Annotated in this window: 13 protein-coding genes; 9 read left to right on the top strand and 4 right to left on the bottom strand. The window is 71.5% G+C overall.

Annotated elements, in window-relative coordinates; all coding sequences use genetic code 11:
• Positions 1-26: 26 nt before the first annotated feature.
• A complete protein-coding gene (locus ACFY6U_RS44950) occupies positions 27-218 on the top strand; it encodes an SCO1431 family membrane protein (RefSeq protein ID WP_390047904.1) in 192 nt (63 codons plus the stop codon).
• Between the two features lie 52 nt (positions 219-270).
• Positions 271-930: a TetR/AcrR family transcriptional regulator gene (locus ACFY6U_RS44945; RefSeq protein WP_390047902.1), complete on the top strand. Its 660-nt coding sequence runs from the start codon at positions 271-273 to the stop codon at positions 928-930.
• Between the two features lie 92 nt (positions 931-1,022).
• On the opposite strand, the gene ACFY6U_RS44940 is transcribed toward ACFY6U_RS44945, so the two are convergent.
• On the bottom strand, positions 1,023-2,264 hold the full coding sequence (locus ACFY6U_RS44940) for a glycoside hydrolase family 18 protein (RefSeq protein WP_390047900.1): 1,242 nt from the start codon (positions 2,262-2,264) through the stop codon (positions 1,023-1,025).
• A gap of 330 nt (positions 2,265-2,594) precedes the next feature.
• On the opposite strand from ACFY6U_RS44940, the gene ACFY6U_RS44935 reads away from it, so the two are divergent.
• Positions 2,595-3,767, top strand: a complete 1,173-nt coding sequence (locus tag ACFY6U_RS44935) for an acyl-CoA dehydrogenase family protein (protein WP_390047898.1) — start codon at positions 2,595-2,597, stop codon at positions 3,765-3,767.
• Here ACFY6U_RS44935 and ACFY6U_RS44930 read toward each other — a convergent pair.
• Positions 3,730-3,978: a hypothetical protein gene (locus ACFY6U_RS44930; RefSeq protein WP_390047896.1), complete on the bottom strand. Its 249-nt coding sequence runs from the start codon at positions 3,976-3,978 to the stop codon at positions 3,730-3,732. The genes ACFY6U_RS44935 and ACFY6U_RS44930 overlap by 38 nt on opposite strands.
• A 146-nt stretch (positions 3,979-4,124) precedes the next feature.
• Here ACFY6U_RS44930 and ACFY6U_RS44925 point away from each other — a divergent pair, with 146 nt between their 5' ends.
• Positions 4,125-5,225 (top strand): hypothetical protein, encoded by a 1,101-nt coding sequence (locus ACFY6U_RS44925; RefSeq protein WP_390047894.1) that lies wholly within the window; start codon positions 4,125-4,127, stop codon positions 5,223-5,225.
• Positions 5,226-5,239: 14 nt separating this feature from the next.
• Positions 5,240-6,343 carry a phosphotransferase family protein gene (locus tag ACFY6U_RS44920; protein ID WP_390047892.1) on the top strand — a complete coding sequence of 368 codons (1,104 nt, stop codon included), beginning with the start codon at positions 5,240-5,242 and terminating at the stop codon, positions 6,341-6,343.
• Position 6,344: 1 nt separating this feature from the next.
• Here the strand turns inward: ACFY6U_RS44920 and ACFY6U_RS44915 are convergent, their stop codons facing one another.
• A complete protein-coding gene (locus ACFY6U_RS44915) occupies positions 6,345-6,803 on the bottom strand; it encodes a hypothetical protein (RefSeq protein WP_390047890.1) in 459 nt (152 codons plus the stop codon).
• Between the two features lie 267 nt (positions 6,804-7,070).
• On the opposite strand from ACFY6U_RS44915, the gene ACFY6U_RS44910 reads away from it, so the two are divergent.
• The 4 genes from ACFY6U_RS44910 (at position 7,071) to fxsA (ending at position 11,529) form a co-directional block, all read left to right on the top strand.
• A complete protein-coding gene (locus tag ACFY6U_RS44910; RefSeq protein WP_066997022.1) occupies positions 7,071-7,511 on the top strand; it encodes an Lrp/AsnC family transcriptional regulator in 441 nt (146 codons plus the stop codon).
• A 346-nt stretch (positions 7,512-7,857) separates the two neighbouring features.
• Positions 7,858-9,462 (top strand): amidohydrolase, encoded by a 1,605-nt coding sequence (locus ACFY6U_RS44905; protein WP_390047888.1) that lies wholly within the window; start codon positions 7,858-7,860, stop codon positions 9,460-9,462.
• Between the two features lie 630 nt (positions 9,463-10,092).
• Positions 10,093-10,887, top strand: a complete 795-nt coding sequence (locus tag ACFY6U_RS44900) for a polyprenol monophosphomannose synthase (protein WP_390047886.1) — start codon at positions 10,093-10,095, stop codon at positions 10,885-10,887.
• Between the two features lie 78 nt (positions 10,888-10,965).
• On the top strand, positions 10,966-11,529 hold the full coding sequence (gene fxsA / locus ACFY6U_RS44895) for an FxsA family membrane protein (protein WP_390047884.1): 564 nt from the start codon (positions 10,966-10,968) through the stop codon (positions 11,527-11,529).
• Between the two features lie 100 nt (positions 11,530-11,629).
• On the opposite strand, the gene ACFY6U_RS44890 is transcribed toward fxsA, so the two are convergent.
• Complete coding sequence (locus tag ACFY6U_RS44890) at positions 11,630-12,004, bottom strand: RNA polymerase-binding protein RbpA (RefSeq protein WP_351492306.1); 375 nt, start codon at positions 12,002-12,004, stop codon at positions 11,630-11,632.
• Positions 12,005-12,236 lie beyond the last annotated feature (232 nt).

The following is a 12,236-nucleotide window of genomic DNA, read 5'->3' as shown; positions in this document are numbered from 1 at the left end:
CCGGGCATCCCGGGGGCCGCTCTCCTGTGACCAAGCTCTCCGCTGCAAAAGCCGCAATCAATGGCATGGTGGACTTCATGACCACGCACTCCGCCACTGCCGCCCGCGCCCGTACCGGCGGCCCCAAGGACGACGGCCCGAAGGTTCTGGAACATGTCATGGGCTGGACTCTTGTGGTGGTCATCGCCATGTTGGTGACTCAACTCGGCCTGCTGTGACCTGAACTGACATACTGCGGATGTCCCGCAGCCGTTGAGACCAGGGTCGATATTGAATATCAGTCAACAGCGTGCCACCGCCCGTCCCAGGGCGCGCGGCACCGAGCGTTCCGTGGCTCGTCGCGCCGAACTCATCGCCATCGGGCGGAAGTTGTTCGCCGACACCTCGTACGACGCGCTCTCCATGGACGACATCGCCAAGCAGGCGCATGTCGCCAAAGGGCTGATCTACTACTACTTCCAGTCGAAGCGCGGCTACTATCTGGCGATCATCCAGGACTCCGTCGCCGACCTGGTCACCTATGCCGCGAGCGGCCTGGAGCTGCCCCAGGTGGACCGCGTCCACCGGACCATCGACAGCTACCTGCGCTACGCCGAGCACCACCAGGCCGCGTACCGCACGATCGTCAGCGGCGGTGTCGGCTTCGACACCGAGGTGCACGCCATCCGGGACGGGGTGCGCGAGGCGATCGTCGCGACCATCGCCGAGGGCGCCTACGGCCGCACCGACATCGCCCCGCTCGCCAGGGTCGGCCTGCTCGCCTGGCTGTGCAGCGTGGAGGGCGCCACCCTCGACTGGATCGACCGGACCGAACTCTCCCGGGAGACCCTGTGCGAGCTGCTGGTCAAGACGCTCGGCGGCACCCTGCGCGCCATCGAGGAACTCGACCCGTCCTACCGTGCCCCGGCCCCGGCCCGCCGGGACACCTGACGCGCCGGGCCTGTCCGTCCATGGCACCCGCCGGACAGGCTCCTGGGGCGGAGGGCTCGTGGTTCCCCCGCCCCAGGCCCCCGTGACCGGGGTCAGTTGATGGCCTTGATCAGCTCACCGTTCGCGGTGTCGCCGCTCAGCTCCCAGAAGAAGGTGCCGCCCAGACCCTGCTGGTTCTTGTAGGTCATCTTGGTCGCGATGGTCGCCGGGGTGTCGTAGCTCCACCAGTCGCTGCCGCACTTCGCGTACGCCGTGCCGCCCACCGTGCCGGTCGCCGGGCACTTGGTCCTGAGCACCTTGTAGTCGTCGATGCCCTGCTCGTACGTCCCCGCCGCCGGACCGGTCGCCGAGCCGCCGGGCGCCGCCTGGGTGACGCCGGTCCAGCCGCGGCCGTAGAAGCCGATGCCGAGCAGCAGCTTGGCGGCCGGGATGCCGAGGCCCCTGAGCTTGGCGATGGTCGCCGAGGTGTAGAAGGCCGCCGTCGGGATGCCCGAGTAGGAGTTCAGCGGTGAGTGCGGGGCCGTCGGACCGGTCGAGGCCCAGGCGCCGAAGTAGTCGTACGTCATCGGGTTGTACCAGTCGACGTACTGCGCCGCGCCCGCGTAGTCGGCCGCGTCGATCTTGCCGCCGCCGGTGGCGTCGGCGGTGATCGCCGCCGTCACGAGCGAGCTGCTGCCGAACTTCGCGCGCAGCGCCGCCATCACGTTCCGGAACGCCTCCCGGCCGCTGGTGTCGCAGGTGTTGCCGCAGGCGTTCGGGTACTCCCAGTCGATGTCGATGCCGTCGAAGACGCCGGCCCACTTGGAGTTCTTGACCAGGTCGTAGCAGGACTGGGCGAAGGCGGTGGGGTTCCTGGCGGCCTCGCCGAAGCCGCTCGACCACGTCCAGCCGCCGAAGGACCAGAGGATCTTGAGGTTCGGGTGCTTCTTCTTCAGCTTCAGCAGCTGGTTGAAGTTGCCGCGCAGCGGCTGGTCCCAGGTGTCCGCGACGCCGTCCACGGACTCGGCGGCGGTGTAGGTACGGTCGGTCGCCGCGTACGAGTCGCCCATCGCGCACTTGCCGCCGGTGACGTTGCCGAAGGCGTAGTTGATGTGGGTGAGCTTCGCGGCCGAGCCGGAGGTCTCGACGTTCTTGACCAGGTACTTCCGGTCGTAGGTGCCCCATTCCGTGAAGTAGCCGACGACCTTGGAGCCGGCCTGCACCTGGGGGGCGGACGGTGCGGACGGGGCGGCCGCGGACGCGGTGCCCGCGCCGGCCAGCAGCCCGGCGCCGAGGACGGCGCAACAGGCCGCGGAGAGCAGCGCCCGGAAGCGGGAGCGGTGGGAGGTGTGCATCGGGTGTCTCCTCCTGGGGGAGAGGGGAACGCGCGCCGATTGGCATGAACGCGGTAAAGCGTTGGTCATGAACCTTAGGAGGACTAGACCAGTAGGGTCAATGGTTCGGACCAATTTCGCGGGTTTCGAATGTTGGCCTGGAATTCCTGAAGTAAGCGGTCGTTAACTGGTGACGGGAGGTCCCCGATCGGGCATACTCACTGCGCAGCCGCAGGTCAGCAGCTTCCGAGACCCGGAACGCCGACCTCGGCCGCACCCGCACGACAGGCGGAGCCGCCCCTATCCCACGGGCCGTGACCGCCGTTGCCCGACAGGGAGGAGACCGACGCCATGTCCGACCGCGACCCGCAGCCGGTGGAGCGTCAACTGCCCACGGACGAGGCGAGGGACCTGCTCGCGCTGGTCCGCGAGATCGCCCGGCGTGAGATCGCGCCGCAGGCGGCCGAGGAGGAGGACGCCGGGCACTTCCCGCGCGAGGTCTTCACCCTGCTCTCCGAGTCGGGCCTGCTCGGCCTGCCCTACGACGCCGAGTACGGCGGCGGCGACCAGCCCTACGAGGTCTACCTCCAGGTCCTGGAGGAACTGGCCGCGGCCCGGCTCACCGTCGGCCTCGGCGTCAGCGTGCACACGCTCGCGAGCTACGCGCTCGCCGCCTACGGCACCAAGCAGCAGCAGGTCGAGCACCTGTCCGCGATACTCGGCGGCGGCCTGCTCGGCGCCTACTGCCTCTCCGAGCCGGCCTCCGGTTCGGACGCCGCCTCCCTGCGCACCAGGGCCGTCCGGGACGGCGACTCGTGGGTGATCAACGGCACCAAGGCCTGGATCACGCACGGCGGCATCGCCGACTTCTACACGGTCATGGCCCGCACCGGCGCCGAGGGCTCGCACGGGATCACCGCCTTCCTGGTCCCCGGTGACACCGAGGGCCTCAGCGGTGCGGTGCCCGAGAGGAAGATGGGCATGAAGGGCTCGCCCACCGCCCAGGTCCACTTCGACGACGTCCGTGTCCCCGACGAGCGCCGCCTCGGCGAGGAGGGCCAGGGCTTCGCCATCGCCCTCTCCGCGCTGGACTCCGGGCGGCTCGGCATCGCGGCCTGCGCGATCGGCCTGGCCCAGGCCGCCCTGGACGAGGCGGTCGGCTACGCCACCGGGCGACGGCAGTTCGGCCACCCCATCGCCGACTTCCAGGGCCTGCGCTTCATGATCGCCGACATGGCCACCCAGATCGAGGCCGGCCGGGCCCTCTACCTCGCGGCGGCCCGGCTGCGCGACGCGGGCCGGCCGTTCGCCAAGCAGGCCGCCATGGCCAAGCTGCACTGCACCGACACCGCGATGAAGGTCACCACCGACGCCGTCCAGATACTCGGCGGGTACGGCTACACCGCGGACTTCCCGGTCGAGCGCTACATGCGCGAGGCCAAGGTCCTGCAGATCGTCGAGGGCACCAACCAGATCCAGCGGATGGTCATCGCCCGTCACGTGGCGGGGCCGGAAAGTCGCTGAGCTCGCTGAACTGCCCGCGGGTGACCGTCGGCGCCGCCAGCCTGACCCACTCCGGGTCGTGGCGGCCCGGCAGGGCGCGGCCCCGGTCGGCCCAGGTCCGCATCAGGTCGCGGTAGATGGGCGGATCCTGCGGCGGGGGCGGCGGCGATGCCGCGGGCGGGGGTACGAAGATCCGGCGCTGACGGCCGAGGGCGGTGTAGGTGGTCGTCACGTCCGGCCAACGCGGGGGCGGCCGCCCTGGTCACCGATCTCCCGAATCGTGCGTGAGTTCGTGGACGTCCGCTCCCGGATCTGGCCTCGGTCCGTTTTCTGACGTACCGTCAGCCGGACCGTCTCCAGCCTCCGGGGAGGCCTGCCATGGCCGACGACCGTCCCGCACCGCTCGACGAGTACCCCGTGCACCAGGTCCCGCTCTCCATGAAGCACGTCGCCACCGGGGACCGGAACGCGTACGACCGCTGCATCTTCCACGTCCTCGACCACGACGGCCACGCCCTGCTCATCCTCGGTCTCGGCGTCTACCCGAACGTCGGGGTGATCGACGCCTACGCCACCCTGCGCACCGGGGACACCCTGCACGCGGTCCGCGCCTCGGACGCCCTGGGCGACGACCGGATGCGGCTCGCGGTCGGCCCGCTGCGCATCGAGGTCGAGGAACCGCTCCAGCGCTTCCGCCTGACCTGTGACGACGACGCGCTCTCCTGCGACCTCGTCTGGACGGCCGGCTTCCCGGCCCTTTGGGAGCCGCACCACCTCCAGCGCCGGGGCGACCGGCTCACCCTGGAGGGCCGCAGGTTCGTGCAGGCCGGGGGAGTGTCCGGGGTGATCCGGGCCGGCGGCGAGGAGTTCCGGGTCGACCCGGCGGGCTGGACCGGCACCCGGGACCGCAGCTGGGGCGTCCGCCCGATCCCGGGGGAGGAGGCCGGGCGGCTCACCGAGGAGAATCCGACCGAGGGCTTCCACTGGATCTGGTGCCCGGTCCGCTTCGAGGACCGCTTCCTGATGGTCATCACCCAGGAGGACGCCGACGGCCACCGCACCCTGAACGAGGCCACCCTGGTCCGCCCCGGCGACCGTGACCGCCAACTCGGCTGGCCGCACACCGAGATCGCCTACCGCTCCGGCACCCGGCACCCCGAGCGGGCCGTCGTCCACCTCGGCGACCCCCGCAAACCCCGGGAACTGGAGGTGGAGATCCTCACCTCCTCGCCGCTCGCGGTGGGCGCCGGCTACCCGCCGGCGGACGACTGGCAGCACGGCACCTGGCAGGGCCGGGGATGGGTGGACCGCCGTACCTACGACCTGACCACGCCGCACCCCCGCGCGGCCTACGGCGTCACCGACCACTCCGCCCGCTTCCGCCTGGACGGGCGGACCGGCCACGGCATCTTCGAGCACGGCTCGTTCGGCAGACACGATCCCAGCGGCTTCACCGGCTTCGACTCGGTGGCGCCCTGAAGGAGGAGGCCGGGATGACGACGAAACCGCGCCCACGCACCACGACCCGCGACCCGGAGGACCTCACGCGCCGGCTGACCGCCTGGCTGGACACGCGGCTCCCCGGGGCCAAGGCCGTCGGCGTCACGGTCCCCGCCACCAACGGAATGTCCAGCGAGACCCTGCTCTTCGAGATCGAGCACCCCGAACCACCGCTGAGGGCCTGCGCGTTGAGACTGGCGGCGGATCCGTCCGCGTACACGGTCTTCCCGTCGTACGACCTCACCCGCCAGTACCGCACCATGCGGCTGGTCGCCGACCACACGGACCTGCCCGTCCCCCGGGTCCTGTGGCTGGAGGAGGACCCCGGACCGCTCGGCGCGCCCTTCTTCGTGATGGAGCGCGTCGCGGGGCGCGTTCCGCCCGACGTCATGCCCTACACGTACGAGGGGAACTGGCTGCACGCGGCGACCGACGCGGAACGCGAACATCTCGAAGCCGTCTCCGTCGGCCTGCTGGCCCGGCTGCACGACCAAGTGCCCCTGCCCGAGGCCGAGTTCCTCGCCCTTCCCGGGGGCGGCGACGCCCTGCACCGGCATGTCGAGTCCCAACGGCGCTACTACGACTGGGTGGTGGACGGTCTCGCCCGCTCACCCCTGATCGAGGCCGCCTTCGACCGGCTGGCCGACCTGTGGCCGCGCGAGCCCGGTACGCCCGTCCTCAACTGGGGCGACGCCCGGATCGGGAACGTCGTCTACGACGGCTTCGACCCCGTCGCCGTCCTCGACTGGGAGATGGCGGCACCGGCCCCGCGTGAGGTGGACCTCGGCTGGACCGTCTACCTGCACCGCTTCTTCCAGGACCTCACGGCCGCCTCCGGACAGCGGGGACTGCCCGCGTTCCTGCGCCGCGACCGCGTCGAGGCCCGCTACGCCCGCCTGACCGGCCACGCCCCGCGGGACATGGACTTCTACACCCTGTACGCCGCCCTGCGGCACGCGATCGTCATGCTGCGCATCGCCTATCGGCAGGTGTACTTCGGTGAGGCCGCCGTCCCGGCGGATCCGGACACACTGATCCTGCACCACGGCAGTCTGCGCGCCATGGTGCAGGGCAGTTACTGGGACGCGGTGCGGTGACTCAGGCAGCCTGACGGACGGCGGTGTAGCCGCCGGGGCGCATCGCCCGTACGCGCATCGGGCGCGAGCCCGGGCCGCCGACGTGCGAGAAGGGCTGCGTCCGCCAGTTCAGACCCTGCGGGAGGGTGAGCAGGAGGGCGGTGTCCTGCTCCTGCGGCTCGGCCGACTCGTCCGCGGACGGGGCCTCGTCCGCCGCGCGGCCCGTGCCGGCACAGACCGTGAGGCCGAACGGGTTCCACGGCGAGGCGCACAGCGCGTGCTCCGGCAGGAACTCCTCGTCCGCCAGCAGCGCGATGGACTGCGCGCAGTCCGGGCAGATCACCCGGAACATCTCGAAGGTGTCGTAGGCGTCCAGTTCCTCGGCCTCGTAGAGGTCGGGTTCGACGCCCTCCGGCTCGGGCTCGACAACCAACTGCGGGCGCTTGGACGTGGTACGACCAGGGCGCTTAAGACTCTGCATGGGTAACTCCCCCTCGGGCTGGGCCGTTACGGCACTGCGGCCTCGACCACAGCAAGCACTTCCCGTCCGCTCTCGGCGGTAATCACGAGAACATCACGGAGCCCGTTCGAGGGCTGTGGCGTTCGTCACATGCCGCGCGCAGGTGCCCGCTGCGGCGGTTTTTTCCGCGGGTCGGCTCGCGGCGGACGCCCCGTGACATCACAAACCGGCCATGACCTGGGCCGCTGAGCTATCCGTGGAGATCAGGCGCACTGTAGTTTTTGCGCCATGGAGGAGCTGGACCGTCAAATCGTGCAGCTGCTCGTCAAGGACGGGCGGATGAGCTACACGGACCTGGGCAAGGCCACGGGTCTGTCCACGTCGGCCGTGCACCAGCGGGTGCGCCGCCTGGAGCAGCGTGGCGTCATCCGCGGCTATGCCGCGGTCGTCGACCCGGAGGCCGTCGGGCTGCCGATGACGGCGTTCATCTCGGTGAAACCCTTCGACCCCAGCGCCCCCGACGACATCGCGGACCGCCTGGCCGGCGTCCCCGAGATCGAGGCGTGCCACAGCGTGGCGGGCGACGAGAACTACATCCTCAAGGTACGGGTGGCGACCCCGCACGAACTGGAGGAGCTGCTGGCCAGGCTGCGCAGCCTGGCCGGGGTGTCGACGCGGACGACGGTGGTGCTGTCGACGCCGTACGAGGCGCGTCCGCCGAAGATCTGAGCGGGCCGCCACCGCTGCCGCCACCCGCGCGTGCTGCGGTTGCTGCCGTTGTCGTCGCCACCGCTACGGCCGCCACCCGCCGCCATCGCTGAGGCTGCCGCCCCCGCCACCGCCACCGCCGTCGGCATTCGTTCGGCAGGGCGGAGCGGGTGGGCACGGCAGACGGCTCCGGGGGCCTTGGAACGTGCTCCGAGTGCAGCCGAGTGTCGACTGCGGGTGGTCGGTGGCTGGTCGCGCAGTTCCTCCCCCAGCCTTCGGCCGGGGGTACCCCCAGCGCCCCTGACGGGGCGCGTTTCGGGCGCCCCCCTGTCCAGAGGCGCCGGTGGCAGGGGCGAAACTGTTCCCCATGAGTGAGCGCAGCCCCGAGCCCAAGACCGTCCTTCTCCGCCGCGGCGAGGTCCACAGTCCCGCCGATCCGTTCGCGACCGCGATGGTCGTGGAGCGGGGGCAGGTCGCCTGGGTCGGCTCCGAAGGCGCCGCCGACGCGTTCGCGGACGGGGTCGACGAGGTCGTCGACCTCGACGGGGCCCTGGTCACCCCCGCCTTCACGGACGCCCATGTCCACACCACGTCCACCGGGCTCGCCCTGACCGGCCTGGACCTGTCCGGGGCCGGTTCCCTGACCTCGGCCCTGGCGCTGGTCAGGGACTTCGCCGCCGCCCGCCCGGACGACCGGGTCCTGCTCGGGCACGGCTGGGACGCCGCCCGCTGGGCCGACGACCGCCCGCCGACCCGCGCCGAGCTGGACGCGGCCACCGGCGGACGCCCGCTCTATCTCTCCCGTATCGACGTCCACTCGGCGGCCGTCACCACGGCCCTGCTGGACCTGGTGCCGGGCGCGGTCCCGCGCCAGGACGCTCCGCTCACCGGCGACGCCCACCACGCCGTACGCGCCGCCGCGTTCGCGGCCGTGACGCCCGCCCAGCGTGCGGCGGCCCAGCGCACCGCCCTCGCGCACGCCGCCTCGCTCGGCATCGGCACCGTGCACGAGTGCGGCGGGCCGAAGATCTCCTCCGAGGACGACTTCACCGGGCTGCTGCGGCTCGCCGCCGAGCTGCCCGGACCGCGCGTCGTCGGCTACTGGGCCGAGGAGGACGCCGAGAAGGCCCGCCGACTCGGCGCGCTCGGCGCCGCCGGCGACCTGTTCGTCGACGGCGCCCTCGGCTCCCACACCGCCTGCCTGCACGAGCCCTACGCCGACGCGGGTCACACCGGCGCCGCCTACCTGGACGCGGACGCCGTCGCCGCTCATGTCACCGCCTGCACCGAGGCCGGTCTGCAGGCCGGTTTCCACGCCATCGGCGACGCCGCCGTGACCGCCGTCGTGGAGGGCGTCCGGGCCGCCGCCGAGAAGGTCGGCCTGGCCCGCGTCCGCGCCGCCCGGCACCGCGTCGAGCACGCCGAGATGCTCACACCCGAGCACATCGCAGGCTTCGCCGAACTCGGCCTGATCGCCTCGGTGCAGCCCGCCTTCGACGCGCTGTGGGGCGGCGCGGACGGCATGTACGCCCAGCGGCTCGGCGCCGAGCGGGCCGGCACCCTCAACCCGTTCGCCGCCCTCCTCAAGGCCGGGGTCCCGCTCTCCTTCGGCTCCGACAGCCCCGTCACCCCGCTCGACCCCTGGGGGACCGTCCGGGCCGCCGCCTTCCACCACACACCCGAACACCGGGTCTCCGTCCGCGCCGCGTTCACCGCGCACACCCGCGGCGGCTGGCGCGCGATCGGCAGGGACGACGCTGGCGTCCTGGTGCCGGGCGCGCCCGCCGACTACGCGGTCTGGCGCACCGACGAACTGGTGGTGCAGGCTCCGGACGACCGGGTCGCCCGCTGGTCCACCGACCCGCGCTCCGGCACCCCCGGCCTGCCGGACCTGACCCCCGGCCGCGAGCTGCCGGTCTGTCTACGCACCGTGGTGGGCGGCCGGACCGTGTTCGTACGACCGGGCGAGTGACCCGCCGCATTCGTACGGCCGGGCGAGTGATCTCCCGGGGTGGCGCGGCCGTGATCGACGGCCGCCGCTCCGTCGCGCGACCTGCGCATCCTCTGCGCTGACCAGGGGTTTGGGGCTGTTTCCGCAGGTCAGACGGCTGTTGACAGCCAGCGGCAGCGGGCCGGTAGGTTCGGCGGAGTCCACCACCGGACGCCCGACCATGGAGCAGTTCGCGCACTCGTCGCAGCGCCGCTGGGTCAGGGACGGTGTGCCGCACCGGGGCACCGTCACTGGGAGCCAGGCTCAGCGCCCGCGCCGACGAGGGAACGTTCCGGCCGGTCGGGAGGTGTGACCCGGGTGGGGCCCGGACGCTCAGTAGACAACGGCTTTCGGTCGACCCGCAGCCAGCGGGTCCCAGGTCGGCCCGAAGGGCGCCGGGCCCCCATCCGCAGGAGAGGCAGCCCTGCCCCGCAGGGGAACAAAGTGGCGCCGCGGGGGAACACGGTGGCGAAAGTACGGATGGCGGGCACCCGAAACGGGCATCCTTACCCCGTTCTTGCGGAATCGACACCACCATACGAATGAGCTGTCGCGTCAGTGCAGGCCGCGGCCACTATGGTGGTCCCCTGCGTACGACATGAAGGGGCAGCAGTGAACGACGGCGACGGGACCCTCGCGGCCAAGGCGCAGGGGCGGCGGTTCGGCCCGCTCGGCACGGCCTTGGTGATCATTCCCACGTACAACGAGGCGGAGAACATCAAGTCCATCGTCGGCCGGGTGCGCCAGGCCGTCCCCGACGCGCACGTGCTGGTGGCGGACGACAACAGCCCCGACGGCACGGGCAAGCTCGCCGACGAACTGGCCGCCGAGGACGACCACGTCCAGGTGCTGCACCGCAAGGGCAAGGAAGGCCTCGGCGCCGCCTACCTCGCGGGCTTCCACTGGGGCATGGACAACGGCTACGGCGTGCTCGTCGAGATGGACGCCGACGGCTCCCACCAGCCGGAGGAACTGCCCCGGCTGCTGACCGCGCTGAAGGGCGCCGACCTGGTGCTCGGCTCCCGCTGGGTGCCCGGCGGCCGGGTGGTCAACTGGCCGAAGTCCCGTGAGTTCATCTCCCGGGGCGGCTCCCTGTACTCCCGGCTCGCCCTCGACCTTCCCCTGCGGGACATCACCGGCGGCTTCCGCGCCTTCCGCCGCGAGACCCTGGAGGGCCTGGGGCTCGACGAGGTCGCCTCCCAGGGCTACTGCTTCCAGGTCGACCTGGCCCGCCGCGCGGTCAAGGCCGGCTTCCAGGTCGTCGAGGTGCCCATCACCTTCGTCGAGCGGGAGTTCGGCGACTCCAAGATGAGCCGCGACATCCTGGTCGAGGCGCTGTGGCGGGTCACCTCGTGGGGCGTCACCGAGCGGGTGGGCAGGATGACCGGCAAGGGCAGGCCTTCCTAGCGGACGCCCGGGAAGCTCACAGTTCCGGTTGATCATCCCCTTATGCCGCACTGAGCCGGGCCCAGGCACACTGGGTGCATGACGACTGGCGCGCAGACCCCTCCGCACACCACCCGGCCCCGCCGCTCCCGGCTCGGCAGATACCTGCCGCTGGGTCTCGCGGTGTGGCTGGTGCTGGAGATCTGGCTGCTGACGGTGGTCGCGGGCGCGGCGGGCGGCATGACCGTGTTCCTGCTGCTGGTGGCGGGTTTCGTCGCCGGTTCCGTGGTCATCAAGCGGGCCGGCCGGCGGGCCTTCCGGAGCCTCAACGAGGCGATCCAGCGCGGCGGCTCCCCGGAGCGCGGCGGTGGCAACGGCCTGATGATGCTGGGCGGCCTGCTCCTCATGATCCCCGGCCTGGTCTCCGACGCCCTCGGCCTGCTGCTCCTGCTCCCCCCGGTGCAGAAGGCGGTCTCGCGTATCGCGGAACGCACCCTCGACAGCAAACTCCGCGCCGCCGCCCCCGGCACCCTCGGCAACGCCTTCCAGCAGGCCCGCATGCACCGCCCGGACGGAAAGGTCGTCCAGGGCGAGGTCATCCGCAACGACGTCCCCCGGCCGGGTGACGAGCCGGCGGGGGAGCGGCCACCGCTGACACGGTGAGTGCGCCCGCACCCGGAACGACCGAGGGCGCCGCACGTTCTGTGAACGTGCGGCGCCCTCGGTCGTTGTGTCGGCTTCCGTTGGACGGAACTGCAAGGACCTATGCGGACTTGCGGCTGTCCCTGGGGTGAATCGCGATGTTCATCGCCCCGGAACGCAGAACCGCGAGACGCTCCTCAAGGACCTCTTCGAGCTCCTCACGGGTGCGCCGCTCCATCAGCATGTCCCAGTGGGTACGCGCGGGCTTGGCCTTCTTCTCTTCAGGGCCGTCGCCGTCCACGAGGAGTGCTGGGGCCCCGCAGACCTTGCACTCCCACTCCGGCGGGATCTCCGCCTCGACCGAGAAGGGCATCTCGAACCGGTGCCCCTTCTCGCATGCGTACTCCACGGCCTGGCGCGGGGCCAGGTCGATACCGCGGTCCGTCTCGTAGCTGGTCACCACGAGGCGCGTACCGCGAAGAGCTCGCTCACTCATGAATCGTGCCTCCCGGGCTTGTCGCCCACAGGACAGGTGTCGCTGTCGTCGTCATCCGGTCAACGTCCGGTCGGCGGTAAAGATTCCCGTTCCGGGTCATGCGTCGCCGTCGTAGCCGCCCCTTGTTGTACCCACCAGCGCCCGGTTTGTCACATCTGCTAGCAGATGTCACCCAGCGTTTCGGTATCTTTGACGCGCAGTAACGGTACGCCTGGCAGGCCAAACGCGTACA

The organism is Streptomyces sp. NPDC013157 (assembly GCF_042899865.1).
Classification (GTDB): domain Bacteria; phylum Actinomycetota; class Actinomycetes; order Streptomycetales; family Streptomycetaceae; genus Streptomyces.
Note: the sequence above shows the minus strand (reverse complement) of the source record. Positions and strands in the feature narration are given on the sequence as shown.